Origin of the sequence: Streptosporangium subroseum (assembly GCF_900188345.1) — a bacterium.
Taxonomy (GTDB): domain Bacteria; phylum Actinomycetota; class Actinomycetes; order Streptosporangiales; family Streptosporangiaceae; genus Streptosporangium; species Streptosporangium subroseum.
The window spans coordinates 48,100-74,436 of sequence record NZ_FZOD01000055.1 but is presented as its reverse complement, the minus strand read 5'-3'; the positions used below and the strand labels follow the sequence as shown (position 1 = coordinate 74,436).

At 69.4% G+C, this 26,337-nt stretch carries 25 protein-coding genes, 1 pseudogene and 1 riboswitch; of the genes and pseudogenes, 9 read left to right on the top strand and 17 right to left on the bottom strand.

Annotated features, from left to right (window positions below; translation table 11 throughout):
- The 3 genes from CHC08_RS52580 to CHC08_RS36390 form a co-directional block, all read right to left on the bottom strand.
- Positions 1-1,397 (bottom strand): sensor histidine kinase (locus tag CHC08_RS52580; RefSeq protein WP_089211923.1); only part of this gene is annotated, 1,397 nt, incomplete at its 3' end.
- Between the two features lie 184 nt (positions 1,398-1,581).
- A complete protein-coding gene (locus CHC08_RS36395) occupies positions 1,582-2,406 on the bottom strand; it encodes a helix-turn-helix domain-containing protein (RefSeq protein ID WP_089211922.1) in 825 nt (274 codons plus the stop codon).
- 241 nt (positions 2,407-2,647) lie between these two features.
- Complete coding sequence (locus CHC08_RS36390; RefSeq protein WP_089211934.1) at positions 2,648-3,145, bottom strand: ArsI/CadI family heavy metal resistance metalloenzyme; 498 nt, start codon at positions 3,143-3,145, stop codon at positions 2,648-2,650.
- 83 nt (positions 3,146-3,228) lie between these two features.
- On the opposite strand from CHC08_RS36390, the gene CHC08_RS36385 reads away from it, so the two are divergent.
- The 6 genes and pseudogenes from CHC08_RS36385 (at position 3,229) to CHC08_RS36365 (ending at position 7,618) form a co-directional block, all read left to right on the top strand.
- A complete protein-coding gene (locus tag CHC08_RS36385) occupies positions 3,229-3,597 on the top strand; it encodes an ArsR/SmtB family transcription factor (RefSeq protein WP_089211921.1) in 369 nt (122 codons plus the stop codon).
- Between the two features lie 32 nt (positions 3,598-3,629).
- On the top strand, positions 3,630-4,772 hold the full coding sequence (gene arsB / locus CHC08_RS36380) for an ACR3 family arsenite efflux transporter (RefSeq protein ID WP_420823601.1): 1,143 nt from the start codon (positions 3,630-3,632) through the stop codon (positions 4,770-4,772).
- Positions 4,765-5,163, top strand: a pseudogene (locus tag CHC08_RS51940) (arsenate reductase ArsC); the annotation flags it as partial. The gene arsB and the pseudogene CHC08_RS51940, both read left to right, overlap by 8 nt.
- Positions 5,143-5,670 (top strand): GNAT family N-acetyltransferase, encoded by a 528-nt coding sequence (locus CHC08_RS36375; protein WP_245878783.1) that lies wholly within the window; start codon positions 5,143-5,145, stop codon positions 5,668-5,670. The pseudogene CHC08_RS51940 and the gene CHC08_RS36375, both read left to right, overlap by 21 nt.
- 215 nt (positions 5,671-5,885) lie before the next feature.
- Positions 5,886-6,386, top strand: coding sequence for a SigE family RNA polymerase sigma factor (locus CHC08_RS36370; protein WP_089211919.1), 501 nt, complete (start codon positions 5,886-5,888; stop codon positions 6,384-6,386).
- Entirely contained in the window at positions 6,383-7,618 is a 1,236-nt protein-coding gene (locus tag CHC08_RS36365; RefSeq protein WP_089211918.1) for a TolB-like translocation protein, read from the top strand. The genes CHC08_RS36370 and CHC08_RS36365 overlap by 4 nt, the downstream gene beginning before the upstream one ends.
- 97 nt (positions 7,619-7,715) lie before the next feature.
- Here CHC08_RS36365 and CHC08_RS36360 read toward each other — a convergent pair whose 3' ends face one another.
- The 5 genes from CHC08_RS36360 to CHC08_RS36340 all read right to left on the bottom strand — a co-directional run bounded on the left by CHC08_RS36360 (position 7,716) and on the right by CHC08_RS36340 (position 11,978).
- On the bottom strand, positions 7,716-8,462 hold the full coding sequence (locus tag CHC08_RS36360) for a copper homeostasis protein CutC (RefSeq protein ID WP_089211917.1): 747 nt from the start codon (positions 8,460-8,462) through the stop codon (positions 7,716-7,718).
- Positions 8,459-9,382 carry an asparaginase gene (locus CHC08_RS36355; RefSeq protein ID WP_089211932.1) on the bottom strand — a complete coding sequence of 308 codons (924 nt, stop codon included), beginning with the start codon at positions 9,380-9,382 and terminating at the stop codon, positions 8,459-8,461. Before CHC08_RS36355 ends, CHC08_RS36360 begins: the two co-directional genes overlap by 4 nt.
- Positions 9,383-9,560: 178 nt before the next feature.
- Entirely contained in the window at positions 9,561-10,385 is an 825-nt protein-coding gene (locus tag CHC08_RS36350) for an amino acid ABC transporter permease (protein ID WP_089211916.1), read from the bottom strand.
- A 28-nt stretch (positions 10,386-10,413) separates the two neighbouring features.
- Positions 10,414-11,058 carry an amino acid ABC transporter permease gene (locus tag CHC08_RS36345; protein WP_089211915.1) on the bottom strand — a complete coding sequence of 215 codons (645 nt, stop codon included), beginning with the start codon at positions 11,056-11,058 and terminating at the stop codon, positions 10,414-10,416.
- Positions 11,058-11,978 carry a glutamate ABC transporter substrate-binding protein gene (locus tag CHC08_RS36340; RefSeq protein WP_089211931.1) on the bottom strand — a complete coding sequence of 307 codons (921 nt, stop codon included), beginning with the start codon at positions 11,976-11,978 and terminating at the stop codon, positions 11,058-11,060. Before CHC08_RS36340 ends, CHC08_RS36345 begins: the two co-directional genes overlap by 1 nt.
- 139 nt (positions 11,979-12,117) lie before the next feature.
- Between CHC08_RS36340 and CHC08_RS36335 the strand changes: the two genes are divergently transcribed.
- On the top strand, positions 12,118-13,260 hold the full coding sequence (locus CHC08_RS36335; protein WP_245878781.1) for an ROK family transcriptional regulator: 1,143 nt from the start codon (positions 12,118-12,120) through the stop codon (positions 13,258-13,260).
- Positions 13,261-13,277: 17 nt separating this feature from the next.
- On the opposite strand, the gene bla is transcribed toward CHC08_RS36335, so the two are convergent.
- Positions 13,278-14,273, bottom strand: a complete 996-nt coding sequence (bla, locus tag CHC08_RS36330; RefSeq protein WP_089211913.1) for a class A beta-lactamase — start codon at positions 14,271-14,273, stop codon at positions 13,278-13,280.
- 314 nt (positions 14,274-14,587) lie between these two features.
- Here bla and CHC08_RS36325 point away from each other — a divergent pair, with 314 nt between their 5' ends.
- Both CHC08_RS36325 and CHC08_RS36320 read left to right on the top strand, forming a co-directional pair.
- Positions 14,588-15,157: a dihydrofolate reductase family protein gene (locus CHC08_RS36325; protein ID WP_089211912.1), complete on the top strand. Its 570-nt coding sequence runs from the start codon at positions 14,588-14,590 to the stop codon at positions 15,155-15,157.
- A gap of 368 nt (positions 15,158-15,525) precedes the next feature.
- On the top strand, positions 15,526-15,864 hold the full coding sequence (locus tag CHC08_RS36320; RefSeq protein ID WP_089211911.1) for a hypothetical protein: 339 nt from the start codon (positions 15,526-15,528) through the stop codon (positions 15,862-15,864).
- A gap of 10 nt (positions 15,865-15,874) precedes the next feature.
- Here CHC08_RS36320 and CHC08_RS36315 read toward each other — a convergent pair whose 3' ends face one another.
- The 8 genes from CHC08_RS36315 to CHC08_RS36270 form a co-directional block, all read right to left on the bottom strand.
- Complete coding sequence (locus tag CHC08_RS36315; protein WP_089211910.1) at positions 15,875-16,654, bottom strand: glycoside hydrolase family 25 protein; 780 nt, start codon at positions 16,652-16,654, stop codon at positions 15,875-15,877.
- Between the two features lie 12 nt (positions 16,655-16,666).
- A riboswitch (cyclic di-AMP (ydaO/yuaA leader) is annotated at positions 16,667-16,812 on the bottom strand.
- A 511-nt stretch (positions 16,813-17,323) separates the two neighbouring features.
- Positions 17,324-19,258 (bottom strand): GTPase family protein, encoded by a 1,935-nt coding sequence (locus CHC08_RS51935; RefSeq protein ID WP_245878780.1) that lies wholly within the window; start codon positions 19,256-19,258, stop codon positions 17,324-17,326.
- Positions 19,255-21,333, bottom strand: a complete 2,079-nt coding sequence (locus CHC08_RS36300) for an ABC transporter (RefSeq protein WP_245878779.1) — start codon at positions 21,331-21,333, stop codon at positions 19,255-19,257. Before CHC08_RS36300 ends, CHC08_RS51935 begins: the two co-directional genes overlap by 4 nt.
- Before the next feature lie 260 nt (positions 21,334-21,593).
- Positions 21,594-22,334, bottom strand: a complete 741-nt coding sequence (locus CHC08_RS36295; RefSeq protein ID WP_089211909.1) for a response regulator transcription factor — start codon at positions 22,332-22,334, stop codon at positions 21,594-21,596.
- Positions 22,335-22,458: 124 nt separating this feature from the next.
- A complete protein-coding gene (locus tag CHC08_RS48735; protein ID WP_179282413.1) occupies positions 22,459-23,070 on the bottom strand; it encodes a hypothetical protein in 612 nt (203 codons plus the stop codon).
- A 57-nt stretch (positions 23,071-23,127) separates the two neighbouring features.
- Positions 23,128-24,393 carry an ABC transporter permease gene (locus CHC08_RS36280; RefSeq protein ID WP_089211907.1) on the bottom strand — a complete coding sequence of 422 codons (1,266 nt, stop codon included), beginning with the start codon at positions 24,391-24,393 and terminating at the stop codon, positions 23,128-23,130.
- A complete protein-coding gene (locus CHC08_RS36275) occupies positions 24,390-25,121 on the bottom strand; it encodes an ABC transporter ATP-binding protein (RefSeq protein ID WP_089211906.1) in 732 nt (243 codons plus the stop codon). Before CHC08_RS36275 ends, CHC08_RS36280 begins: the two co-directional genes overlap by 4 nt.
- Positions 25,118-26,314 (bottom strand): efflux RND transporter periplasmic adaptor subunit, encoded by a 1,197-nt coding sequence (locus CHC08_RS36270; protein WP_089211905.1) that lies wholly within the window; start codon positions 26,312-26,314, stop codon positions 25,118-25,120. Before CHC08_RS36270 ends, CHC08_RS36275 begins: the two co-directional genes overlap by 4 nt.
- Positions 26,315-26,337 lie beyond the last annotated feature (23 nt).

The following is a 26,337-nucleotide window of genomic DNA, read 5'->3' as shown; positions in this document are numbered from 1 at the left end:
GTGGGCCCGTAATGATCGGTCGAGGCCGAACCCTCAACACCGCCCTGAACATGCAACAACGGCAACCGCAACACAAAACGCGCCCCCCGCGGCGAATCCTCGATCCGCAAACTCCCCCGATGCGCCTCAGCGATATCCCGCGAAATAGCCAACCCCAAACCACTGCCCCCCGCATCCCGACGCCGCCCATCGGCCAACCGGGTAAACCGCTCAAACACCCGCTCCCGATCGGCCGGCGCCACCCCCGCCCCATCATCGACCACCGCCAACACCGCCCGACCATCGATCGCCTCCACCGACACCTCCACACTGGCAGCCGCATGCCGGCGAGCATTACTCAGCAAATTACCCACCACCCGAATCAACCGGATCTGCGAACCCGACACCCACACCCCCGACGCCGCATGCACATACACCGCCACCCCCGCACTCTGCGAAACCTGCATCGCCTCCTCCGTCACCAACTTGCCCAGATCAATCAACTCCCGCGCCGCCGGCTCCGCCACCCGCAACCGCGCCAGCAACAACAAATCATTGACAATCGCCTCCAACCTCCCCGTCGCCGACAGCGCCCCCCGAATACTGTCGACCGCATCCACCTCATCGGGATACAGCAACGCCTCCTCCAACTGCATCCGCAACCCCGCGATCGGAGTCCGCAACTCATGCGAGGTCGTCGAGGCAAACTGCCGCTGCTGCTCCACCACCTCCTGCAACCGCTCCAAACTCTGATTCGCCGTGCGCGCCAGCAACGCGAACTCATCCTCACCCGCCGGCACCGGCACCCGCAGACTCACATCACTACCGGTGATCTCCGCCATCCGCGCCCGGATCGCCGCCACCGGCCGCAACGTCCGACCCACCACCCACCACGTCAACCACCCCGCCAAACCCAGCAACACCAACGCCGCCACCGCCAAGAACAACTCCAGATAATGCCGACCCAGCAACCGCGGCTCCGCACTACCGGCATAGATCACCGGCGCCTCCGGGGCCGGCGAGACCCGGATCGCCATCAACAACAACCCGTTGTCATGCAACCGCTGGAAACGGTCGTTGGACGGCGGCCTGATGGCACTCAACGGCGCGCGCCCCCGCGCGCGCCGGCTCGCCCGTACCACCGCCCCCTGGGCGTCGACCAGCTGCACCAGATCCACCCCGCCCGAAGCCGGAATCATCTCGGGCATTCCTCCGGTTCGAGCCGCCGCACTCCACTGGCTGGCCACCCGCTCGGCGCTTTTGAACACGTCGTCCTCGATGCGATAGCGGATCACCAGATCGCAGCTCACCCCCACCACGACCAGCACCACCAGCAACAACGCCGTCGCCGCCGTGGTGTATCGCCCCTGGATCGAACGCAGGCGCAGGATCGAACGCAAACGCGATACCAACCTCACCGTGTCTCCTTCCAGGATGGGTACCTACCGACGACCGGGCCATCACGCCGCAGAAGCCCTACAGAGCTCAGACGCCTTCACTCATATCCATCACGCGGGCGCCAAATTGGGTCGGAAGGCGTACAACGCCAATGTCTGCCGAGAGCCGGCTCGGAATCGAGAGATCGCGGTACGCGGGGTGCCCTCATACCGTCGTGACCGCGAGGCTGCCCAGCAGGGCCAGGGCATACTCGGAGGGACTGGCCTGCTCGGCCTGAAAGATGAGCAGTTGCTGGCCGGGGGCGCTGTTGACGTTGAACAGCTCCCAGTTGAGGATCAGATCGCCCACCTCGCGGTGGTGAAAATGCCGGTCCGTATGGATCTTGCCGAGGTCGTGGCGCGCCCACAGCCGGCGGAAGTCCGCGCTCTTGGACGAGAGCTCACCGACCAGTTCGACCAGGTACGGATCGTCGGGATCCGCTCCCGCGGCGGCCCGCAGGTGAGCCACCCTGCAGCGGGCGACGGACTCCCAGTTCCGATAGAACTCGTGCGCGGCGGGGTCCAGGAAGACCAGCCGGGCCAGGTTGTCCGCATATTCCAGACCGTCATAGAGGACGGTGGCCAGCGGGTTCGTGGCCAGCACGTCCATCCAGCGGTTGAACACGAGCGCCGGGGTGTACGGCCAGCTGGACATCAATCGCAGCAGGTCCGGGCTGACCCGCTCCCCCTGGCCGGTCGTTTCGCACTGCCGTGGACGCGGCTGAGCGAGTTCGCACAGGTGTGTCGCGGCGTCGGGGCCGAGACCCAGGACCCGTACCAGGGCACCGAGCACCCGCTGGGACGGATGACGCTCGCACCCTCGCTCCAGACGGATGTAGTAATCGGTGCTGACCCCGGCCAGCATCGCCACCTCTTCCTGCCACAGTCCCGGCATCGACCGGGGACCGGAATGCAGCAGCCCTACCTGCGCGGGGGTGGTGGCCTCGCGTCGGGCGCTCAGGAATTCACCGAGAAGATTCTCACTGTCCATTTCATCAACGTATGTCGGAAATTTGCTGGTAGGGAGGACGCAATACACCCAGGAGCGACTCTCACTGTCGGAGAACGTCTCTGGTCACGCGCCCCGTCCGGCTCTCACACCCGCGACGGGCGGGAGCCGTCCGGGACGGGCGCGCGCTCGCCGCCGCGCGTCCGGTCCGGCGTAGCGGGCGCCAGGGCGGCCTCCGGCGAGCTCTCCCCCGAGGAACCCGGGAAGTCCGGGCGTCCCAGGTCTAACCGCCGCAGGCGCATCCGGCGGCCTTGACCTGCTCAACGCCCTGAGCGGAGTCGGCGGGCCGCTCATCGACGGTACCGCAGCAGGCGTCGCCCCCGGCTGCGACGGTGGCGCTTCTGCCGAGGGTGCCGGCGTCGGCCTTGACGACGTAGACCTCCCACGGCTCCCTGCCGGGTCCGTGGACCCAGACCTTGTCCTGCAGGGCATAGCAGCAGGAGGTGTCGTTCTCCTCGAAGGTGGCCAGGCCCGCCTCCATGAGCCGGTTGGTGGCGGCGGCGACCTCCTCCGTGGATTCCACCTCGACGCCGAGATGATCCAGACGGGTCTCCTCTCCGGGCTCCCCCTCGATCAGGACGAGCTTGAGCGGGGGCTCGGCGATGGCGAAGTTGGCGTATCCCTCACGGCGCTTGGCCGGTTCGACGCCGAACAGCTTGGAGTAGAAGACGATCGACCCCTCAAGGTCGGCGACACGAAGGGCGAGCTGAGCACGGGACATGGTGGCTCCCAACAGGCTGAATCGATGACTGTCTATGTAGTGGTGAGCTTGTCATCTGGATCGATATCCGTCAATATAGATGTGTGTCTATTAAGAAGTTGCCGGTCATCGACCTGACCACGCCGGTCGCGTGCTGCTCGCCACTGGTGCGCGAGCCTCTGGACGAGGCCGGAGCCACCGAGCTCGCGGCGACGTTCAAGGCCCTGGCCGACCCGGTCCGCCTGCGCCTGCTGTCCCTGATCGCCTCCCATGCCGGTGGCGAGGCGTGCGTCTGTGATCTGACCGGGCCTTTCGACGTCTCCCAGCCGACGATCTCCCACCATCTGAAGGTGCTGAAGCAGGTCGGGCTGATCGATTCCGAGCGTCGCGGGACCTGGGTCTACTACTGGGTGCTCCCCGCGGCACTGGAGCGGCTGTCGGCGCTGCTGAACACCGCGGAGGCCCGGGCGTGACCTCCGAGAGCACGGCGACCCCGGCCGGACCCTTGGCGGATCCGGCCGCCGCGGCGGGACCCGCGACAGGTGCGGCCCCGGCCGGACCTGTTGTGGGCCGCCTGTCCCGGCTGGACCGGGGGCTCCCGATGTGGATCCTGGCCGCGATGGTCACCGGGCTTGGACTGGGCAGCCTGGTTCCCGGCCTGGGGGAGGCGCTGGCGAAGGTCACCGTCGCCCGGGTTTCACTGCCGATCGCACTCGGGCTGCTGGTGATGATGTATCCGGTGCTGGCCAAGGTTCGCTATGACCGCTTGGACACCGTCACCGGCGACCGGCGTCTGCTGGTCTCCTCCCTGCTGCTGAACTGGGTCGTGGGTCCGGCGGTGATGTTCGCCCTGGCCTGGGGCTTCCTGCCGGACCTACCGGAATACCGGACCGGCCTGATCATCGTCGGGCTGGCCCGTTGCATCGCCATGGTCATCATCTGGAACGACCTGGCGCGCGGCGACCGCGAGGCCGCCGCCGTACTGGTCGCGCTCAACTCGGTGTTCCAGGTGATCGCGTTCTCCGCGCTCGGCTGGTTCTACCTGTCCGTGCTGCCCGGCTGGCTCGGCCTGCGGACCGCCGGACTGGACATCTCGATGTGGGAGATCGCCCGCTCAGTGCTGATCTTCCTCGGCATCCCGTTGCTGGCCGGATTCGCCACCCGCCGCCTGGGCGAGAAGGCCAGGGGACGCGAGTGGTACGAGTCGAGGTTCGTCCCCCGGATCGGGCCGTTCGCCCTGTACGGACTGCTGTTCACCATCGTGGTGCTATTCGCGCTGCAGGGTGAGACGGTCATCTCCAACCCGCTGGACGTGATGCGGATCGCGGCGCCGCTGCTGGTGTATTTCGCCGTGATGTGGACCGGCTCCATGGCGCTGGGCAGGGCGATCGGGCTCGGTTACGCCCGCGCCACGACGCTGGCGTTCACCGCGGCGGGCAACAACTTCGAGCTGGCCATCGCGGTCGCCATCGCGACCTTCGGCGCCGCCTCCGGTCAGGCGCTGGCCGGGGTGGTCGGGCCCCTGATCGAGGTTCCGGTCCTGGTCGGCCTGGTCTACGTCGCCCTCGCCACCCGTCGTCTCTTCCCCGGCTCCCCGGTCCCGGCCGCTCGGACGGCCGCCGTCATCGAAGGAACCGCTCGTGTCTGATCTGCCCTCCGTGTTGTTCGTGTGCGTCCACAACGCCGGCCGATCCCAGATGGCCGCCGCCTTCCTCAGCCACCTCGCCGCGGGCCGCGTCCAGGTACGTTCGGCCGGCTCCGCCCCCGCCGATGCGGTGAACCCTGCCGTCGCGGCGGCCATGGCGGAGGTCGGCGTCGACATCTCCGCCGAGGTCCCCAAGATCCTTACCGTCGAGGCCGTGCGATCCTGTGACGTGGTCATCACCATGGGCTGCGGCGACGCCTGCCCGATCTTTCCCGGCAAGCGCTACCTGGACTGGCAGCTCCCCGACCCCGCAGGACAGGGCATCGAGGCCGTCCGTCCGATCCGCGACGAGATCGAGGCCCGCGTCCGCGCCCTGATCGCCGAGATCGCCCCCGCGGACGGCCCCGCCGGCATCCGCGTCATCCCGCTGGGTCCCGAGCACGCCGATCAGGTCCTGACGATCTACCAGCTCGGGATCGACGGAGGGCAGGCGACCTTCGAGACCACCGCCCCCGGCTGGGAGGAGTTCGACGCGGCGAAGCTGCCCGGCCACCGGCATGTCGCCCTCGACGCCGACGGGCGGGTCGTGGGCTGGAGTGCGGCGGTCCCGGTCTCGGACCGGTGCGCCTACGCCGGTGTCGTCGAGCACTCCGTCTACGTCCACCCCGACGCCCAGGGGCGCGGGGTGGGCCTCGCCCTCCTGCGGGCCCTGATCGCCTCCACCGAGGCGGCGGGCATCTGGACGATCCAGTCCGGGATCTTCCCCGAGAACACCGCCAGCCTCGCCCTCCACCGGCGCGCCGGGTTCCGCGTGATCGGCACCCGGATGCGCATCGGCCGCCATCACGGCGTCTGGCGCGACGTCGTCCTCGTCGAGCGCCGCAGCCCGGTGGTCTCCTGATCCCTCGCGCTCTCGCCCGTGACGCGGAGCCGTGGCCGGCTTGTGCACCCTTGCCTGTGACACGGAGCCGGGGCCTCACTCACGAGCCGTGGCGCCTTGCGTGCTCTCGCGCACGAGGCGGAGCCATGGCCGGCCGAACTCTGTCGTACCGGGATTCAACACTTTCGTTCCCGAGTTCGTCTGGGTTGTGACGGACCGACGAAAGGCGAAGGTAATTGGACGACGACCCCCGCTTCGCGGACTTCGTCGCCGAGCGGGCCGACGCGCTGCTGCGTTACGGCTATGTGCTCAGCGGCAACTCCCATGATGCGGCCGATCTCACCCAGGAGGCTCTGATCCGGCTGCACCGGGCATGGTCGCGAGTGCGCCGCAAGCAGGATCCGGAGAGCTACACCAGAATGATCATGGCTCGGCTGCACATCAGTACCTGGCGACTGCGCCGCCGCGAGCGGCTCACCTGGGATCTGCCGGAGGGGCTGCATCTGGACGTGCTGCCCTCCGAGGTGGAGCAGGGGCTCTGGCAGGCGCTCGAAGGCCTGCCCCGCAAGCAGCGGGCCGTACTCGTCCTGCGCTACTACGAGCAGCTGACCGACGCGGAGATCTCCGGCGTCCTCGGCATCTCCCGGGGGACCGTCCGCAGTCATGCCTCTCTCGGCCTGAACAAGCTCCGCTCCGCCGTATCGCACCCCACAGCCGCCAACGGGAGCGCCCTATGAACGACGACCTGGAAGACGTCCTTCGCCGGACTCTCGGTCATGCCTCACAGCGCGCGCCGCAAGCACCGAGCACCCTGTCCTCGCAGGTCATGACCCACTCCCTGCGGCGCAGAACACGCGTGCAGACCCTGGTCGCGGCCCTCGCGGTCGCGGTGGTGGCGAGCGGGGCCGTGGTGGCGGTGCGCGGCGCCGGCGGCGACCCCGCCCCTCCGGTCGTGAATCCGACCCAGGCTCCGAGCTCCGTGACCGCGACGCCGTCCCCTTCCGGCAAGCAGGCGTTCGTGACTCCCGAGCCCATCGAGAAGGTCTGGCCGCAGGCGGTCTGGAAGATCCCGGCCAAGCTACCCGGCATCCGCAAGTACCAGCCGCGGATCTTCATCGACGACCGCACCCTGCTGCTGGAGACCTGGGGGAGCTTCGAGAAGGCCGACGCGATCTACGCCTACGATCTGGACGGCGGCCAGGTTCGCAAGATCACCGATATCCGCACGCCGAAGGGGGTGTTCGCCTCCGGTTACACGGCGGGTGCCGGGCGGATCGTCTGGCAGACCATCGACGAGGTCGACGGCGGCAGGGTCACGGAGTTCTGGTCGGTCCCGATCGCGGGCGGGCGGCCCACGGTCATCAACACGGCCGCCCCGGTCAAGGGGGGCGGCGACAAACTCACCGTGGTCGGCGACAAACTGGCCTTCTCCGTCATCGAAGGCGGTGTCTTCACGGTCCCCCTCGGGGGCGGGACGGTGGAGCCTGTCGCGGGCGCCGAAAGACATCACATCCTGCGCTGGCCCTGGGTGGGCACGCCGGGTGAGTACACACCGAACAAGGAGGCGAGCTTCGAGGACCTGCTCAACGTCGAGACCGGCGAGACGAGCAAGGCGGTCGTCCGGCCGGGCGAGCAGAACGTACGCTGCGGCGTGACGACCTGCGTCGGCGAGAGGCGCGGAAGCCCGTCCTTCTACCGGCTGCGTGACGGCTCGCAGGAACGAGACCTGCCCGGTTCCGCATTCCCGGGACTGGCCGCCGACCGTTTCCAAACCGTGTTCTCGCCTGTGCCGCGGGGAGGCCAATACATGATCGACCTGGTCACCGGAGAGTCCGGCGACCTGAGCCTGTCCCCTCCCGATGCCAAGGGCCAGTCCATCGTTGTGCAGCTCGGCGTAGGCGACAGCCGCCTGGTGTCCTACCCGATCAAGGACGAACACGTGGTCATCGACCTCACGAAGATCCGGTGAGCGAGTGTCCTGACACAGCCGCACACGCTTGAAGTCCCGGACTCCGCCTGCCCGCGCGGTGCTCACCGAGCGGGCAGGGCCTGCCGCGTGGCGGCCCTCAGGCGCCGGAGGCGGCGATCACCTCGGAGACCAGTCCCGGCGAGGTGACCAGGCGGGCGTACTCGGGCCGGCGCAGCTCGCCGCCCATGAACGGGTGAGGGTTGCGGTGGACGGCGGGGCTGGGCGCGTCCACCAGGGCCGCGAAGTGGATCTCCTTGACCCCCGTCGCCTCGACCACGCGGCCGACGTTGCGGGGGGTGATCCCGCCCCCGGGCATGATGACGATGCGGTCCTGTGCCCGCTCGACCAGGGAGGCGATCAGCGGCGCGCCCTCGAACGCCGTGATGTCCTGGCCGGAGGTGAGCACCCGGTCGACGCCGAGCGAGACGAGCGTCTCCAGGGCGGCGAACGGGTCGGCGGTCATGTCGAAGGCCCGGTGGAAGGTGATCGAGAGCCCTCCTGCCGCGCCGATGAGCCGCTTGGCCACCTCGACGTCCACCTCGCCCGACGGCGTCAGCACCCCGATCACCACGCCCTGCGCGCCCGCGTCCCTGATGGTGGCGACGTCACGCTCCATGGCCGCGACCTCGTACTCGTCATAGATGAAGTCACCGCCGCGAGGGCGGATGATCGCGTGGACGCGGATCGCCGTGACCGCGGCGAGGGTCGCCTCGACGGTGCCGAGGGTCGGGGTGAGACCACCCTCGAAGAGCGCCGAGCACAGCTCGACCCGGTGCGCCCCCGCCTGCTCGGCCGCCAGCGCACCCGCCGTGCTGTCGATGCAGATCTCGTAGGTGAGACTCATTTTTCCTCCAGAACGTGGATCTCGCCGACCGGGAGGCCCCCGCCCAGCACCGGAACGGTCGTGAACTCGGCAGCCGCCGCGACGTCGCCCCCCGCGGCCCGGAGCACGGCCAGCGCGATCGCGGTCGTGGCCCGGGGACTCCCGTCGATGACCTTGACCGCCGCCGCGTGCCCCGTGGCGAGCGCGACGACGAGCACGCCCTCGGCTCCGCCCTTCGCCAGCGCCCCCGGCAGCGCCCGCATCAGGGAGGTGTTCACGTGACCGGTCCCGCCGACGTACTCGGGATATTCGCGCATCGCGTCGGCGACGGCCCGCGGCGCCGATCCGGGCTCGGCACGGACCAGCCCCTGTACGGCCCGCGCCAGCCCGGTCAGCGACAGCCCGAAGAGCGGCGCACCGCACCCGTCGATCGCGACGTGGGCCGTCTTCTCCCCCGACAGCTCCTCGACCACGGCCTGGATCCGGCGCTGCACGGGGTGGGCGGCGTCGAGGTAGGAGTCGACGGCCCAGCCGGAGGCCACGGACGCGGTGAGCATCGCGGCGTGCTTGCCCGAGCAGTTCATCCGCTCGCGCGAGGCCGGCAGGCCGTTCCTGATCAGCCCGTGCCGGGTGGCCTCGTCCTCCGGCCAGTCCACGGGACAGCCGAGGGCGTCGAACCCGAGCCCGGCCTCGCCGAGCATCTCGGCGACCAGCCGTACGTGGAAGTCCTCACCGGTGTGGCTGCCCGCGGCGATCGCCAGGCGCGGGCCGTGCAGGTCGGCTCCGGACAGCAGGCACCCGAGCGCCTGGAACGGTTTGGCCGACGAGCGCGGCAGCACCGGCGCGCCGACCCGGCCCCGGGCGACGACCGCAGCGCCGTCGGGCGCGAGGCCGACGGCGCTGCCGAAGTGCACGCTCTCGACGAATCCGGAGCGCACCACCTCGGCGAGCGGGACGAACCCGGGGTCTCCCCCGGCGGGCGAGACGAGGCCGGAGCTCCCATCGGCGAGCGGAACGAATCCGGAAGGCCCCTCGACGAGCGAAACGAGTCCGGAAAGCCTCTCGGAGACCGGGACTCCGTCGGCACGCGGGACAGGTCCGGAAGATGGCGGGACGGATTCAGGCACGGATGAGGCTCCTTCGCGGCCGGCGGGCTTGCGGGGTGCGCGCTTCGAGGACGCGGGCGAGTTTGGACAGGGACGCGTTGACCACCAGGTAGGTCAGCGCGACGATGATGTAGGTCTGGATGAGCAGGCCGTTGTAGGTCGCCAGGACCTTGCCGCTGTACAGCAGTTCGGCGTAGCTGACCACAAAGCCGAGCGAGGTGTCCTTCAGCAGTCCGACCGACTGGCTGACGATCGAGGGCAGCACCCTGCGGGCCGCCTGCGGCAGCACGATCAGGCGCATCGTCCGGCCGTAGGTGAGGCCGACCGCGAGGCCCGCCTCGCTCTGACCCCGCTCGATGGATCCGATCCCGGCGCGGAAGATCTCCGCGAACGCCGCCGCGTTCGAGACCGACAGCGGCACCACGAGCTTCCAGAACAGCGGCAGGTCCAGCCCGTACCTGGGCAGCGCGAACAGCACGAGGTAGACCAGCAGCAACGCCGGGACGGTCCGCACGACCTCCACGTACGTGGCGGCGGGCAGGCGCACCCACCGGCGCCGCGACAGCCGTCCGAGGGCCAGCATCAGCCCCGCCGCCATCGAGAGCGCGGCCGAGACGACCGCCGCCAGCGCGGTGGACCAGAGCCCGTTCAGCAGGTAGCGCCACATCGGCCACGTCGCGTACGGCTGCCAGCGGTCGGCGTCGAGCTGACCGTTGGCCGCGAACTGGCGTACGGCCAGCGCCAGCAGGCCGAGCACCGCGACCGCCCCCACCACGGTCGCGATGCGGATCCTGCGCCGGGCACGCGGGCCCGGCTCGTCGAAGAGCAGGCTGCTCATCGCGCCCTCACCCGCCGTCGTTCGAGGCTCATCGGATCATCACCAGCCGTCGTTCGAGCCGCCCGGTGACGAACCCGGCGCAGGCGGCGATCAGCGCGTAGGCCAGGCCCGCCCCGATGAAGATCGGAATGGGCTGGGCCTCCATGAGGTTCACCCGGTTCGCGGCCGCGGTCAGGTCGACCACGCCGACCGCGCCGGCGAGCGCGGTGTTCATCGCCAGCGCGATGAAGATGTTGCCCATCGGCTGGATCACCGTGCGCAGTGCCTGCGGCAGGACCACGTGGCGCAGGGACTGGCCGAAGGTCAGGCCGAGCGCGCGTGCCGCCTCGCCCTGCCCCACCGCGATCGCGTTGACGCCGGACCGCAGCGCCTCGGCGATGTAGGCCGCCTCGTAGAGCGCGATGACCACGACGGCCGTCACGAGCAGGCTCGCCTTGATCCCGATCTCCGGCAGGCCGAAGACCGCCAGCACGAGCAGCACGAGGAGGGGCAGATTCTGGAAGGTCTCCACGTAGGCCGTACCGATCCCGCGAAGAACACCGACCGGGCTGACCCGCATGGCCGTGATCGCGACCCCCACGACCACGGCGCCGGCGAACGACGCCGCGATCAGCTGGAGGGTCACGATCAGCCCCTCCCAGAACTCGGGAAGGTGATCCAGGAAGGCGGACATCAGGACCCCGGAACCGATCCGATCTGCGGCGGGGTGGGAGCCTCGCCCTGCACGACCGTGCCGAGGGAGTTCTTCCAGGTCTTCTGCCAGAGGCCGTCAGCCTGGATCTTCAGCAGCCAGTCGTTGACGAACTTCTTGAACTGGTCGTCGCCGTGCTTGAGGCCGATGCCGTACGGGTCGCTTGTGAACGGCGAGCCGATGATCTGGACCGACGGGTCCTTCTGGGCGTTGGCGATGAGGAGCGTCTCGTCCTGGACGTAGGCGACGCCGCGGTCCTGCTTGAGCGCCTGCATGCACTCGGGGTCGCTGCCGAACGTCACGATCTTCGCCTGCGGCGCAAGCTTCTTGATCGCCGGGATGGCCGGCGTGTTGGCTCCGGCGATGACCGTCTTGCCGTTCAGATCCTCAGGCTTGGCGATCCCCGTCGCGCCCTTCTTGACCGCGATGGTCAGGCCCGAGGAGTAGTACGGCCCGGCGAAGGCGACCTGCTCGGCCCGCTCCGGGGTGATCGTGTAGGTCTGGAGGACGACGTCCACGGTGCCATTGCCCAGCAGCGCCTCACGGGTCTCCGACGCCGCGTTGACCATCTTCACCTTGGGCTCGCCGATGATGTACTTGGCGAGCGCCTTGCCCATGTCGGCGTCGAATCCCTCGATCTCGCCGGTCACCGGGTTCTGCTGCGACAGCAGCGGAGCGTCGAGCGACCCGCCGACGATCAGCTCGCCGCGCTGCTTGATCTTCTCCATCGTGGAGCCGGGCAGGATGTCGGCCGCAGCCGCCACCGGCGCGGCGGCGAGCAGGTCACTACCGCTCTTGGTCGCGCCCGGCACCGCCGAGCTGCCCGAGTCCGTGCCGGCGCAGGCCGAGAGGCCGATCATCGACACGGCGGCGACAGCGGCCATCCGCTTCAGGGACACCATCGGGCCCACCATCCTTTGTGATCAGCCTGAGTCATTGCATCTTCCTTCGAAATCGAAGACAAACCGGAAGGTAACGGATGATTCCGCTGTAAGTCAACGGATTGCCGTAGTAAGTACAGACGTGGTATTCCTCTTGTCCATGTCAGGCAAAGAGAGGCTGCCCGTGCGGGGGGCGCAGGGCGATCTTCTGCGTCTCGTCGCCAACGGCCACGCCGAGTCGCGTGCCGAGCTGGCCCGCCTGTCCGGCCTGGCGGCGTCGAGCGTGTCCCTGCGGGTCGAGGAGCTGATCGACACCGGCCTGCTCGTCGAGGAGGGGTCGGGCACCTCGCGGGGCGGGCGGCGGCCACGGCGGCTGCAGGTCAGCTCCACCGCCGGGGTGCTCGCGGTGGCCGATCTCGGGGCGCACCACGCCCGTCTGGGCCTGCTCGACCTCAGCGGCACCCCGCTGGTCGTCGAGGAGCGCCCCTGCGACATAGCGCTGGGCCCCGAGGCGACCCTTGACTGGATGGCGGCCTCGTTCGACGAGCTGCTGCTGGCCCACGGCCCGTCCGGCGCTCCCCTGCGCGGGGTCGGCACCGGCATCCCCGGTCCCGTGGACCCCGCCAGCGGTCGCGTGGTGTCCCCCTCGCGCATGCCCGGCTGGAACAACTTCCCCGTCGCCGAGTATCTCGACGCGCGCTACGGCCTGCCGGTCCTCGTCGAGAACGACGCCAACCTCCTGGCCGTCGGCGAGGCCCGCGCGTGGCCCGGCTGCGACAACCTCATGGTGCTGAAGGCCGGCAGCGGCATCGGATGCGGCGTGATCGTCAACGGCCGCCTGCACCGGGGACGCGGCGCGGCCGGCGACATCAGCCACGTCCGGGTCAGGACCGACTCCTCCGTCATGTGCTCCTGCGGCCACCCCGACTGCCTGGAGGCCTACGCGAGCGGCGCCGCCCTGATGAGCGCCCTGGCCGAGCAGGGCATCGCCGTACGGCGGCCCGCCGATCTTGTCGCCCTCGTCGACGACGGGGTGCCCGAGGCCACCGCCCTGATCAGAAACGCGGGACGCCTGATCGGCGAGGTGCTCACCGTCCTGGTCAACTTCCTCAACCCCGACGCCATCGTGGTCGGCGGCAGCCTGTCCACCGCCGAACCGCTGATCTCATCGATCCGCGCCGCCGTCTACGAACGCTGCCTGCCCCTGGCGACCCGCGACCTGGAGATCGCCGTCACGCGCTCGGGCCCGGACGCGGCGCTGCTGGGCGCCGGGTCACTGCTCCTGGACACCGTACTGAGCTGAGAGGCGAGCGCCGAACGCTAGGGGAGCTTGCCGAGGCCGCGCGCGAGGATGGCGGCGGTGTCGGCGATGACCTTGTTGTCGCTCAGGGCGCCGGCGGCCCGGCGGTTGGTGTAGATGGCCATGATCAGCGGCGCGGCGCCCTTGCCCGGCCAGACGACGGCGATGTCGTTCGCCGCCCCGTAGGACGTGGTGGTCCCGGTCTTGTCGCCGATGGTCCAGGTCGCGGGCAGTCCGGCGCGGATCCGCTCGTCACCGGTCTTGTTCGCGCGTAGCCAGCCGTTCAGCCGTGCACGGTCCTTCGCGTTGAGCGCGGCGCCGGTCGCGAGCCCGCGCAGGTTCCGGCCCATGGCCGCGGGGGTGGTGATGTCCCGCTTCTCCTTGGGGGTCCACTCGTTGAGCTCGGTCTCCCAGCGGTCCAGACGGGAGACCGGGTCCTTCAGCGTGCGGAAATATCTGGTCAGACCCGCCGGTCCGCCGATCTGCTTCAGCAGCATGTTGCCCGCGGTGTTGTCGCTCTGGGTGATGGCCGCCTCGCACAGCCGAGCGACGCTCAGCCCGTCCTTCACATGCTTCTCGGTGACCGGCGAGTTCGCCTTCACCTCACTCTTCTTCCAGTGGATGACCCTGTCCATCAGCCCCGGATCCGACGTGCGGGCCTTGTGCAGCACCGCGGCGGCCGCCGACGCCTTGAAGGTGGACAGCAGCGGGAAGCGTTCGCCCGACCGGTAGGTGACCGTCTTTCCGGTGGCCGTGTCCAGGGCGTACGCACCGATGCGGCCCTTGAAGGACGCCTCCAGCGCGCGCAGTTGTCGGCGGGCCTCGGCCTCGCGGGACGCCGGCGCCCGAAGAGCGTCGAGGGCCGTACGCCCGCTCTCCGTCCCGGCCCACGGAGCCGCACGACCCGCGGCCGAGGCGGTGTCCACCCCGTAGGCGGCACCGCCCACCAGGAGGGAGATCGCCAGCGCGGTCGCTTTCAGCGCCGAGGGGAAACGGCGAGCGTGGGAGTGTCCCATTCCATGTCCTTGCTCTCGACCAGCAGAAGGGGAGAGCAAACCAGACAGGTTTCATCGATGTCCAATATCGATATCAGTCAGATATTGATATCGATTTTCGTATGGTCGCAGCTCACGCCGCCTTCCATCCGGCTTGCGCCATGCCGTCGACCGGATGTCCCGCCGGTGTCTCCCGCCGCTCGTCGTGCCGGGATGAGGAGTGAAAAACTTTCGAGGAAAGCCGTCGCCGGATGTCGAGGACCCGGCGACGGCTCCGACTCTCAGGTGACGGCGCGCTTCGAGAGCGCGAGAGATCCACGGAGACGGGACCCATCATGGGCAAGCTCATCCACTTCGTACACCAGTCCCTCGACGGTTTCATCGAGGGCCCGAACGGCGAGTTCGACTGGCCGCGGATGGATCCGGAACTGTCCGCCTACTCGCAGGAGCTGTCCGGCGGCGACAAGGTGTTCCTCTACGGACGCGTGGTGTGGGACATGATGTCGAACTTCTGGCCGAAGGCCGAGCAGTACTCGACGCACGAACACACCCTGGCCTACGCCCCGATCTGGCGCGAGGCGTCCAAGATCGTGGTCTCCCGCACGCTGGAGAAGGCCGACTGGAACACCCGGGTGATCGGCGAGAACGTCGTCGAGGAGCTGACCGCGCTCAAGGAGTCCGGCACCACGCTGCTGCTGTTCGGCGGGTCCGCGCTGGCCTCCCACCTCACGGAGCACGGAGTGATCGACGAATACCAGATCTTCGTCCACCCCGTGATCCTGGGCGGCGGAAAGCCGGTCTTCCAGGAGCAGAGCCACCGGGTCGACCTCGAACTCGTCGAGTCGCGGATGTTCGACTCCCAGGTCGTGATGCTCCGGCACCGGCGTACCGCCGCGCAGGGCTGATCCTCGGCCTCGACGGCCGACGTGGGGATCCTCCTTCTCGCGACGGCCGTTCTCGTGGCCGTGACGACGGTCGGCCCCCAGCGCCCTGAACGACGCGATCCCACGGCCATCCCGCCAGTCCTACAGAACACACAATCATCATTGAAGGCCGATTGTGGTGACGAACCGCCTACCAAACGTAGGTGTGGTGCGGCACTCTTCACTGGAAGAGAGGTATGCATTTCCTCGGAAGCGGCCGGAGACCTAACTAACGACGAATCGTTATTTACCGGGGCAATGCGGAGGGCAGAAGGGGCGGGGTCCACGTGGCACTCGTACGAGTAATGACAGCATCCCCCACCGGGGATACAAAAGACCGTGAAGACTCCGTGACCGACACGACGGCGGAGCAGCACGACATGGCGCTGGCCGTCGTGCAGCGGCTGTTGAAGGCCCGGGGAGTTCGCGCCTACGCCGCCCACACGATCGGCCTCAGACTGCTCGGGACCGGCGGCCTCCATCCGCTGGGAGAGAGCAGGAGATACGCCCCCGAGCTGATCGTCCACAGCGGCGCGGGATGGGTGTTCGCCACGGTGACCATGGGGGCGCGCTCCGGCTGCTACCTGGTGTCCCTGTGGAACGGCTTCGACCTCCGGACGGTCAAGCGCGAGCACCCGGAAAAGGTCGCGGACCTGATCCTCTCGATCCGGCCCGAGGAGAGGGCCTGAACGGACACCCTCAGGCGGGGCGGCCGAGGGAGCGCAGCTGATTGGGAGTCAACGTGGAGACGTCCTGGTCGATGGGGGTCTCGGAATACTGGTGAATGGCCCAGGACTTCCAGTCGGCGGGCGGGGTGACGATGCCACCGCTGTAGAAGGCCACCCAGAGGGGATACTGGGCCAGACCGGCGCCGTAGGTGTTGGCGAAGTTCCAGCTGCTGTAGACCATCGGCTTGACGCCGGTCTTGGCCTGGACGCGGGCAAGCCAGGCCTTGGCCCAGGCGTTGACCTCACTGACGGACCTGCCGTCGGTGGTCTCCAGGTCCAGTGCCAGCAGGTCGCCGGGCTTGATGGGCTGCTGGTCCACCACCGAGAGGAAGAAGTCAGCCTCGGCGATCGGGTTGTTGGCGGGATGAGCGAAGTGATAGGCGCCGCGCACGATGCCCTTCTTGGCCAGCTGGCTCCAGTGCCGGGCGAATGCCTTGTCGCGGAAATCCAGTCCCTCGGTGGCCTTGACGATGCCGAATTTGGCCGGGCTGGCATTCCAGTCATGGTCTGCCTGGTAATTGGAGACGTCCTGGCCGTAGGTCGACACCTCGGCGTGGACCCCGTTGAGGGAGGCGGTCCGCCCCAGGTTGACCGGCGCGGCAAGCGCCCCGGCCGCAGTCTGAACGGCACCGCTCACGGTCTTCACGGAAAGGCTGGAGGCCAGGGCCGGGCTGGCGGCGAGAACCGCGCCGGCGACAACGGTCGCACCCATCGCGGACATGAGGGAACGGGGAAAACGATATTTGGACATGCGGGGATCAACTCCTAGCTTCCATGCCGCCTACCGGGTTAGCTGACGGGTTCGGGCGTGGAAGTGCCCTACGCGACGCCATGTGGAATGGGCCGCGATTCACCCCAGAAGATTGGGTCCCCGGCTCCGTGAACGCACGGACTCGGCAGCCGCGCTCATCCCGCGACGGAAATCTCTGCGGGACGAGACCACGGTCTCGGTAATGATCAGAGCACTATCCGCGCCACAATTTGGCTGAGGCCATAACTTGGCTGGATATACGTATGCCCGAGATCCCGAAGGTAAGCGATGAGGGTTGAATGATGCAAGGCATCGTCATGCCGACCCAACGAAATCCCTTGCGGCGTAGGCCTTTGATGAACAAATCTTTTACCTTTGGCAGGTGGGTACGGGGCCTCGGAAAGCTCGATATCGCCTTGAGATGCCGAAGCCGATGCGTGTCACCAGATACGGGCGTGTCACCAGATACACGTGAGTCCTGGACGACCAGGTCGGAGACGCCGTCAAGAGCACTGGACGCGAAAGGAACCGCCCGTTCCCGTCACATCGGAGATCTCGCCGACGGGCCGAACATCGTCTTCGTCAGACCTGACACCGCCCGGAGATGACGGATCCAGTACCGCGGGCCCGGCGGCGGGAAGCCGGGAAACCAGGCCGTGCGCCCGCCCCTCAGCCCCCGTCCCGGGCCACCGTGATCGCCTCGACGAACCGGCGATATCTGGACAGCTCCCCGTCCACGGGTTCCAGCACGAGCTTGCGGGCGACCTGATCCACACTCGCGCGGAGCGCCTTGGCCGCTCTGCGCGCGCGGCGCCGGCCGCCGAGCCAGGCGGCCACCCGGGAGAGCAACGCGATCACCAGCCCGAGGAGGACGCCGCCGATCAGCAGGAAGGTGGGCCAGGGCAGATCGCCCACGGTCGGCAGGAACGGCTGCGGAAGCCGTAGATAGTCCATTCCGACCAGGCCGAGCAGCCATACCCCGCCCGCGATCATGGCCGCGAGCACCAGCCACTGCGCCAGCCCGACCGCCCGCCACCATCTGGGCCGCCTGGAGACTCCGAGCGTGGTGGCGGCCACGGCCCGGTCCAGACCGTCCTCCAGCTCGTCTCCGTGTGACCGCGCAGCCTGCCGTACGGCCACCGCCCACGGCCTGGGCAGTCCCGCCGAGGCGACCCCGGCGGCCTCCCGGATCGCGGTGTCCATACGGGAACGCTGGACGACGGTCGTGGCGGGCATGGAGCTGCGTCCCACAGCGTCGCCGGAGCGCGGATTCGGGGAGGTGCCCAGGTGGAGGCGGCGGAGCGGGTCGGGGCGGAACCGGCGGATCCACCGGGTGATCGGCCAGCCGGTGGCCGCGACCGAACGATGGCGATGGGCCTTGGCCACGGCCTCGACGACAACCCGCACCCCTGCCGCCTCCGACAGCGCGTCGGTCAGCGGCCTGGCCAGGCGGTCCACGGACACCTCCGGCGGGTTCACCGGCATCTCCGCGTCCGAACCGGAACCTCGACCGGCTCCAGACCCGGAACCCCGACCGGAACCGCGATCAGCTCCGGCATCGGAGCCGGAACCACGACCGCCACCGTGGCCGGAGCCGGAGACAGCGACGGAGCCGGCCGGTTCACCGGTGATCTCCTGCGACGGCTCATCGGCAGTGCCCATGCCGATGGACGCCCTGACGAGCGTGTCCGCGGCCGTGCCGACGTCGGCGGCCAGGCGGGTGGCCCAGGACCGCCGGTCGGAGACCCGGGAGGTAAGAAGGGAACGCAGCTCGGAGACACCGGCCCCGGTGCGCGTGGAGACCCCGACCACGGGCACCCCGGTCAGCCCGTCGTCGTCGAGCAGTCTCCGCAGGTCCTTCAGGCACCGCTCCACGGCGGCCGGGGAGAGCCGGTCGATCTGGTTGAGCACGACGACCATCACGTCCCGGTGCCGGGCCAGCGGCCGGAGGTACCGCTCGTGCACGACCCCGTCGGCGTATTTCTGAGGGTCGAGCACCCACACCAGAAGATCGACCAGCTCGACGAGCCTGTCCACCTCCAGGCGGTGCGACAGCTCGATCGAGTCGTGGTCGGGCAGGTCCAGCAGGATCAGCCCGGCCGCCTCCCCGTCCGACGGATCGATCGCGCCAACCATCTCCCCGGCCGCCGGACGAGACGCGATTCCCGTTTCCCCGATCGCCGAACGGGACGCGATCCCCGCCTGCCCGCCGTTCCGGGTCCGCGGCGCGATCGCGGGAGGGACGTCCGACACCTCGTGGCGGCGGGGGATCTCCAGCCAGTCGAGCAACGACCCCGCCCCCGTCCCCTCCCAGAGCGCGGCCTGCGCGATCGAGGTGGTCGGGCGGGTGACCCCGACCGTGGCGAGTGAGGTGCCGGACAGCAGGTTGAACAGCGAGGACTTGCCGCTGCCCGTGGCCCCGGCCAGCGCGACCGCGGTGTGGTCGACCGACAGGCTCCGCCGTACCCCGGCGCGGGAGACCACCGAACGCGCTTCGGAGACCGCTTCGGCCCCCAGCCGCCCGTCGGCCAGGTCCGCGGCCTGTTCCAGCCCCGCCAGCCTGTCGTCCAGCGACACCGACTTCTTGCGACGCAACAGCTTCACGCCTCGTCCGCCTCTCCACCGGTCATGCGGCGAACGGCATCGGGGGTCCGGCCGCGCTCTCGTACGGCCTGCGGATCGTCGTCCGGGAGTATGGGCCGCGCCGGAGGAAACTCGACCCCCTCGGGGATCGTGCCCTGACGGCCCTCCTCGGGAGGCGTGGCCTGATGCCCTTCGGGAACCGTGCCTTGGCGTCCCTCCCCGGGAGGCGCAGCCCGACGTCCTTCGGGGAGCGTGCCCTGACGCCCACCCTCCGGAAGCGCGGCCCGGCGTCCTTCGGGGAGCGCGCCCTGGCGCCCACCCTCCGGAAGCGCGTCCTGGCGTCCGCCCTCGGGGAGCGCGCCCTGGCGTTCTCCGACCGGAAGCTCACGCAGATGATCCTGTACGGCACGCGCGGTGGCGCGGAGGGCCGCGGCCGCGCCCTCGGGGGGCTCCACGGCGTCGAGGAGGACGGTGAAGCGAGTCGCCTCCGCGCCGAGGAGCGCGGCGACACGGGCCCGCAGGTCGACGCGGGCCTTGACGGTGAGGGTCCGTACGGCCTGGTCGCCGAAGACGGCCTCCAGGAGTTTCTGGCTCAGCACGCTGGTGCCTCCGGCGATGCCGACCTCGATCCCGGTCAGGCCGCCGGTCGAGGCGAACACGGCGAGCATCAACAGCAGCCCCGCGCCGTTGACCCCGAACGAGGTGACCCGGGCGGTGGTGCGTTTCTCCGCACCCTCCTCCCTGACCAGTTCGAGCACGTATCCCTGCCAGTCCCTGACCGCCGCCTCCGCCTTCACGCGCAGCTCGGCCGAGGCCCGGCCGAGCCGTCCGACCGTGGCGACCCCCGCCTCCCCGAGCAGGGCGCGCCCCGACGGGTGCGACGACCACGAGTCCAGCAGGCGTTCGGCGGCGCTGTCGGCCGAGGACCTGATCAGCGCCTCGACCCCGCTCTCCAGCGCGACCCGCAGCTCGCTCTCGGGTGCGGGCCGCCCGGTGAACAGCGCCACGACGCGATCCCTGAGCCGGCCCACCCGGCTCTCCAGCGAACGCATCAGGTCGCCGGTGCCGATGAAGTCCTGCCAGCGGGCCAGCACCTCTCCCCGCAGCAGCGACCCGTCCAGCATGCCCTCGTCGAAGGAGCTCAGCCCCACGGCGTAGGAGGCGTCCGCCATCGAGCGGAGCTCCTTCGCCCCGGCGTGCTGACGGTCCACCGCGTCGGCGAGCGCGGGAACCCGGATGGCGAGGCTTCCCAGGGCGCCCGACAGGGTCTGCCGCACCACGTCGGCGCGGGACTGGGCGTCGGCGGCGATGGCGGTCAGCCAGTCGACGACCGGCTGGACCGCCGAACGCGGCAGCCGGGCGTTCTCCTCGGGCAGCACCAGCTCGGGCACCTCGAACAGCTCTGTCCCGCCCAGCCCGTTGGCCTCCAGCAACCGGGCCAGGTCCTTCTTCACCACGCCCAGGGCCTCCGGCGGAACCCGGGACAGGATGACGGCCAGAGCCGTACTCCGCTCCCTGGCCAGACGGAGGAAGCCCCACGGAACCTCGTCCGCGTAACGGGCGGCGGTGGTGGTGAACAGCCAGAGATCCGCGGCGGCGAGCAACTGGGCCGCCAGCTCGCGGTTGGCGGTGACGACCGAGTCGATGTCCGGCGCGTCGAGCAGGGCCAGCCCCGGCGGCAGGATCGAGGAGGTGACCACCCGGAGCGTGCCCGGCTCGCCCCTGGCGCTCCCCGTCACGCGCGGCAGGCCGGGCAGGACGTGCTGGGCGGCGAACCATTCGCGGTCGGCGAGGTTGGTGACCAGGGTGGGGGCCAGGGTGGTGGGCCGCAGGACGCCGGGCTCCGAGACGTCCTCGTCGACCAGGGAGTTCACCAGCGTGGACTTGCCCGCCCCGGTGGAGCCGCCGACGACGGCCAGCAGCGGCGCGTCGATGACGCTCAGACGAGGGATCAGATAGTCGTCGAGCTGGCCGGTCAGCTCGCGCAGCGCCCGCCGGTCGGTCTCGACATTGCCGATCGCGAGAGGGAACAGATCACGGTCGAGGTGCTGTCGCAACTCCCGCAGCGCCCCAAGCAAACCATCGTTCCCACTCATAGGATCGATCCTGCCCGCCCGGAAGCCCCCTATACGTGAAATGGCCCCACCGCTCGACCGGGTTACGGGGGCGAACTCGGTAAAGCGGTGGGGCGCGCCCCCGGCTCTCACGTGGGGCTATACCGGACTCGTCTCCCCCGCAGCTGGAGGCGAGCCCGAACCCACCTCGCGGATCCGGGGTGATCGGGGGTTATGCGAAGCCCATTGGAACATCTGAAACTCAGCGTCACATCCGGCGAACCTGAATATCAGCTGAAAATTCAATCACTATGCGGCTGTCGCAGGACATATCCCACTCCACGGAGGGTGTGGATAAGTCGCGGCTCAGCCGTGTCGACTTTCCTGCGGAGGTAGGAGACGTAGGACTCCACCACCCCGGCGTCGCCGCCGAAGTCGTAGTTCCAGACGTGGTCCAGGATCTGCGCCTTGGACAGCACCCTGCCGGTGTTGACCATGAAATAGTGCAGCAGCTTGAACTCGGTGGGCGACAGCCGCACCGCGACGCCCGACCGCCACACCTGGTGCGCCTCCTCGTCCAACTCCAGGTCGCCGACCTGCAGGCGGGTGGGAAGGTCGAGATCTCCCCTGGTACGGCGGAGCACAGCCCGGATCCGGGCTAGGACCTCTTCCAAACTGAACGGCTTGGTCACGTAGTCGTCGGCCAGGCGCAGGCCGGCGACCTTGTCGTCGGTTCCGTCTCTGGCGGTCAGGAAGACCACGGGCATCTGCTCGCTCATCTCCCGCAACCGCCCCGCCACGGCGAACCCATCCATGTCGGGCAGCATCACGTCCAGCACGACCAGGTCGGGACGGATCCGCTCGGCGAAGTGCACGGCCTCCCGGCCGTCCGCCGCAGTCACCACCTCGAACCCGGACATACGGAGACTGGCCGAGAGTAACTCCCTGATATTCGGTTCGTCGTCCACAACCAGCAATCGGGCCTCAACTCTGTCCAGCACCCCCTGAGACTCGCTCACCCCGCTGGAACGTAGCTCAGCCATGGCTGAACGTTTCCTGGGAAAACGTTTCCCGAAAAAAGTCTTCAGGGAGCCGGGTACTCACCGGCGACCATCTCCCTCATCGAGCGGGGGTTCACCGGCGACCATCTCTCTCCGAGTCGGGGGTTCACCGACGACCGCCTCCCTCATTGATCATGGTCGCGGTGACCGAACCGTCGTCGGCCTTGGCGCCCTGGACGGTCACCGTGCCACCGGGCTTGAGATCGGTGACCTTGCCCTCCTTCGCGAGCCGCACGGCCGTATCACCGGTGGTCTTCACGATGACGATGGACCCGTCCGTGGTCTGGACGTAGACCTTCTCGCCGTCCACCTTCTGTACGGTGCCGACCGTCAGCCCGCCGAAACCGCCCTGCCGGCCCCCGAAACCGCCCTGGCCGCCCTGCCTGCCCTGGCTGCCGCCACCCTGGCCCTGAGCGCCCTGAGCGCCCTGAGCGCCCTGGCCGCCCTGGCCGCCTGCGAAACCACCGCCGCCGGCTCCGCCCCCCTGCCGCAGCGCGGTGCCCGCACCACCGGGCGCGTCCGAGCCGCCCAGTGCCTTCTGCGCCTGGATTCCCACGATCACCCCGGCGACGAGCATCACCCCGGCTGCGAGAACCACCGTGAGCGTGGAGAAACGGCGCCGCGGCCGGGCCGCCAGCTCGTTCTCCAGGTCACCCGTGAACGGGGAGGTCTCCAGCAGCTTCCCATTCGAGACCGTATCGTCCTGATTGTCGCCCATGTCCTTCTCCTTGCCTAAGCCGTACAGGCACTCGCGTTGTGTAAGCCGTACGGGCCGCTACTCGTGACGCAGGGCCTCGATGGGCCGGAGCTTGGCCGCCCGGTTGGCCGGGTAACCACCGAAGAACAGGCCGATGCCTACGGATACGCCGAGGGCCAGCGCGATCGAGGAGGGCACGAGCACGGGTTCGATGCCGGCGATCGAGAACCGGGTGCCGACAAACGCGATCACGACGCCCGACAGGCCGCCCACCAGGCTCAGCACCGTCGCCTCCAGCAGGAACTGGCCGAGGATGGCGCTCCTGGGCGCGCCGATGGCCTTCCTGATGCCGATCTCCCTGGTCCGCTCGGTGACGGTGACCAGCATGATGTTGGTGATGCCGATCCCGCCCACCAGCAGGGATATACCGGCGACCGCGCCGAGCAGGGCGGTGAAGATGCCGACGGTCGAGCTGACCGTCTCCTGCAGGGTGGCCTGGTTCAGGATCCGGTAGTCCGCGGTGCTCGTGGGGGTGATGCCGTGCCGCTGGTCGAGGACCGCGGTCACCTCGGCCTGGGCCGAATCGGTCGTGTCGGAGCCGGTCGCCTGCACGACGATCGACCCCAGCGGGCCGAACCCGGTCAGGCTCTGCTGTACGGCGGGCAGCGGCACGATGGCCACGTCGTCGGCGTCCTGCGCGCCCGCCGAACCCGACTCCTTGAGCACCCCGACCACCGTGAACGGCACCCCGGAGACGGCGATCTGCTTGCCGATCGGGCTCGCCGTGCCGAACAGCTCATCGGCCACGGTCTGCCCGATCACCATGACCTTCCTGGCGGCGAGCACGTCGTCGTTGACGAAGTAGGCGCCGGTTCCGACGGACTTGTTCGTCGCCTCGAAATAGCTCGGGTAGGTGCCCACGAGCTGGGGAATCGCATGGCTGACGCCCTCGTAGACGGCCGTGGCCGAGGACGAGGTCACCACCGGGGACACGCTCCTGACCGACGGCACCTGCTCGTGGTCGGCCAGGGCCTTGGCGTCGTCCAGGGTGAGCTGCTTGGCCTGCGTGCGCGGCCCCGTGTTCTGCCCGGCACCGCCCCCGCCACGGCCGCCGCCCCCGCCCCCGCCCCCGCCGCCCCCGGTGAAGGACGCGGAGATGGTGAGGGTGTTGGCGCCGAGCCGCTGGATGCTCTTCTGGATGGTCTGCGAGGCTCCCTCGCCGAAGGCGACCAGCAGGATCACCGCCGCCACCCCGATGAGGATGCCGAGCGTGGTCAGAAAGCTGCGCAGCTTGTTGGCGGACACGCCGCGGAGCGCGAACCGCAGGATCTCAAGCCGGCTCACGAGGTGACCTCCAGCATGCGCGGCGGGAGACCGTCGGCCGGGGCCTGGCGGCGGTCCTCGACGATCCGCCCGTCCACCAGGCGGATGACCCGCTTGGCGTGCGTGGCCACGTCGTCCTCATGGGTGATGATCACAATTGTTCTGCCCGACCCGCTCAGCTCGTCGAGGATCGCCAGCACGTCCCCGGTGGACTTGGTGTCGAGGTTGCCGGTCGGCTCGTCGGCGAGCAGGAGCGCGGGCGAGGTGACCAGTGCCCTGGCCACGGCCACCCGCTGCTGCTGGCCGCCGGAGAGCTCGTTCGGCTCGTGGTGGATCCTGTCGGTCAGGCCGACCTGCTCCAGGGCCGCCAGCGCACGGGCCCGCCGCTCGGCCGCCCCGACCCCGCCGTACGCCATGGGCAGTTCGACGTTGGCGAGCGCGCTCATCCGGGGAATGAGGTTGAACGACTGGAAGACGAACCCGATCTTCCGGTTACGCAGGACGGCGAGCTGGTGCTCGTCCAGCGCCCCGACATCGGTGCCGTCGATGAGGTAACGACCCGAGGACGGCACGTCCAGGCAGCCCAGAATGTTCATGAGCGTGGACTTGCCGGAGCCGGAGGCGCCCATGATGGCCACGTAGTCGCCACGTTCGACGGTGAGGGATATCCCGCGCAGGGCGCGGACCTCCGCGTCTCCCTGGCCGTACACCTTGACGATGTCCTGGACGGAGAGGACCGGGGCGGTCACCGGCCGAGTCCGCCCGCGCCGCCGCCGGCACCGCCGCCGCCGAACCCGCCCCCGCCACGGCCGCCACCGCCTCCAGCGCCGCCGAGACCAGCGCCGCCGATACCGGGGAAACCACCCTGCTGGGTGGACCCGGTGGCCGCCGGGCGGATGAGCTGGTCGCCCTCCTGGAGCCCGGACTTGATCTCGGTGAGCGCGTCGCCCTTGATCCCGAGCTCGACCTGTACGGGCACCTTCTTGCCGTCCTGAAGGGCGGTCACGGTGCTCCGGCCGCCCACGGTGGAGATCATCGTGGAGGAGACGGCGAGCACGTCCTCGGCCTCCTCAACGATGATCTTGACCGTAGCGGTCTGACCGAGCCGGACCTCCTTCGGCACCTTGGTGAAGGAGATCGTCACCGGATACTGGACCACGTTGTTGTTGGTGGCGGCGACCGGCTGGATCTGGGTCACCTTGCCTTCCGCGGTGACACCGGTCAGCGCGTCGAACCCGATCGAGGCGGCCTGGCCGACCTTGAGCCTGGTGATGTCGGACTCGGTGAAGTTGCCGACGAGCTGGAGCTTCTTGGTGTCGGCGAGTTCGATGAAACCGGTGGAGCCGCTTGCCGCACTGCTGGCGCCACTGGCGCCACCGGAGGCTCCGGTGGCGCTGGAAGTGGATGCCTTCGCGGACGAACCGGATGAGCCGGACGAGTCCCCGGCCGCGCCGTTGACCGCCGTGACCGTACCGGCGAACGGCGCCTTGATGACGGTGCCCGCCACCGTGCGCTGCGCCTCCCGGTAGGTGTTCCTGGCGGTGACGTACTGGGCGTAGGCGGCGGCGGTCGAGGTGTCGTCGTCCGCGGAGTCGAGAGCGGCGGCGGCCGCGTCCAGGCTCTCCGACGCGGAGGCGTCATCCAGGCGGGCGAGGATCTGCCCGGCGGTGACCTTGTCCCCGACCGCGACGTAGACCTTCTCTACCGTGCCGCTCGAGCCGAAGTTGAGTGACCGCGCCTTCGCGCTGGCCACGGTTCCGGAGGCGGACACCGAGGCGGACACCGTTCCGCGGGTCACCGGTACGGTCCGCACCGCCGCGTCGGCCGTGGAGGTTCCCCCTCCGACTCCGAGAGAGGAGTAGGCGATACCCGCGCCGCCCAGCAACAGGACACCGAGGGCCCCGTTCATGATCAGCGCTCTGCGCTTGGTGGACAACTTCACAGCGTCCGACCCTGGCCTACCAG

Excerpts from the sequence above, each read along its gene's own strand:
- CHC08_RS36395 (WP_089211922.1), bottom strand. The coding sequence starts at position 2,406 with ATGGACAGTGAGAATCTTCTCGGTGAATTCCTGAGCGCCCGACGCGAG.
- CHC08_RS36390 (WP_089211934.1), bottom strand. The coding sequence starts at position 3,145 with ATGTCCCGTGCTCAGCTCGCCCTTCGTGTCGCCGACCTTGAGGGGTCG.
- CHC08_RS36365 (WP_089211918.1), top strand. The coding sequence starts at position 6,383 with ATGAACGACGACCTGGAAGACGTCCTTCGCCGGACTCTCGGTCATGCC.
- CHC08_RS36360 (WP_089211917.1), bottom strand. The coding sequence starts at position 8,462 with ATGAGTCTCACCTACGAGATCTGCATCGACAGCACGGCGGGTGCGCTG.
- CHC08_RS36350 (WP_089211916.1), bottom strand. The coding sequence starts at position 10,385 with ATGAGCAGCCTGCTCTTCGACGAGCCGGGCCCGCGTGCCCGGCGCAGG.
- CHC08_RS36345 (WP_089211915.1), bottom strand. The coding sequence starts at position 11,058 with ATGTCCGCCTTCCTGGATCACCTTCCCGAGTTCTGGGAGGGGCTGATC.
- CHC08_RS36340 (WP_089211931.1), bottom strand. The coding sequence starts at position 11,978 with ATGGTGTCCCTGAAGCGGATGGCCGCTGTCGCCGCCGTGTCGATGATC.
- CHC08_RS36335 (WP_245878781.1), top strand. The coding sequence starts at position 12,118 with ATGTCAGGCAAAGAGAGGCTGCCCGTGCGGGGGGCGCAGGGCGATCTT.
- bla (WP_089211913.1), bottom strand. The coding sequence starts at position 14,273 with ATGGGACACTCCCACGCTCGCCGTTTCCCCTCGGCGCTGAAAGCGACC.
- CHC08_RS36325 (WP_089211912.1), top strand. The coding sequence starts at position 14,588 with ATGGGCAAGCTCATCCACTTCGTACACCAGTCCCTCGACGGTTTCATC.
- CHC08_RS36315 (WP_089211910.1), bottom strand. The coding sequence starts at position 16,654 with ATGTCCAAATATCGTTTTCCCCGTTCCCTCATGTCCGCGATGGGTGCG.
- CHC08_RS36300 (WP_245878779.1), bottom strand. The coding sequence starts at position 21,333 with ATGAGTGGGAACGATGGTTTGCTTGGGGCGCTGCGGGAGTTGCGACAG.
- CHC08_RS36295 (WP_089211909.1), bottom strand. The coding sequence starts at position 22,334 with ATGGCTGAGCTACGTTCCAGCGGGGTGAGCGAGTCTCAGGGGGTGCTG.
- CHC08_RS48735 (WP_179282413.1), bottom strand. The coding sequence starts at position 23,070 with ATGGGCGACAATCAGGACGATACGGTCTCGAATGGGAAGCTGCTGGAG.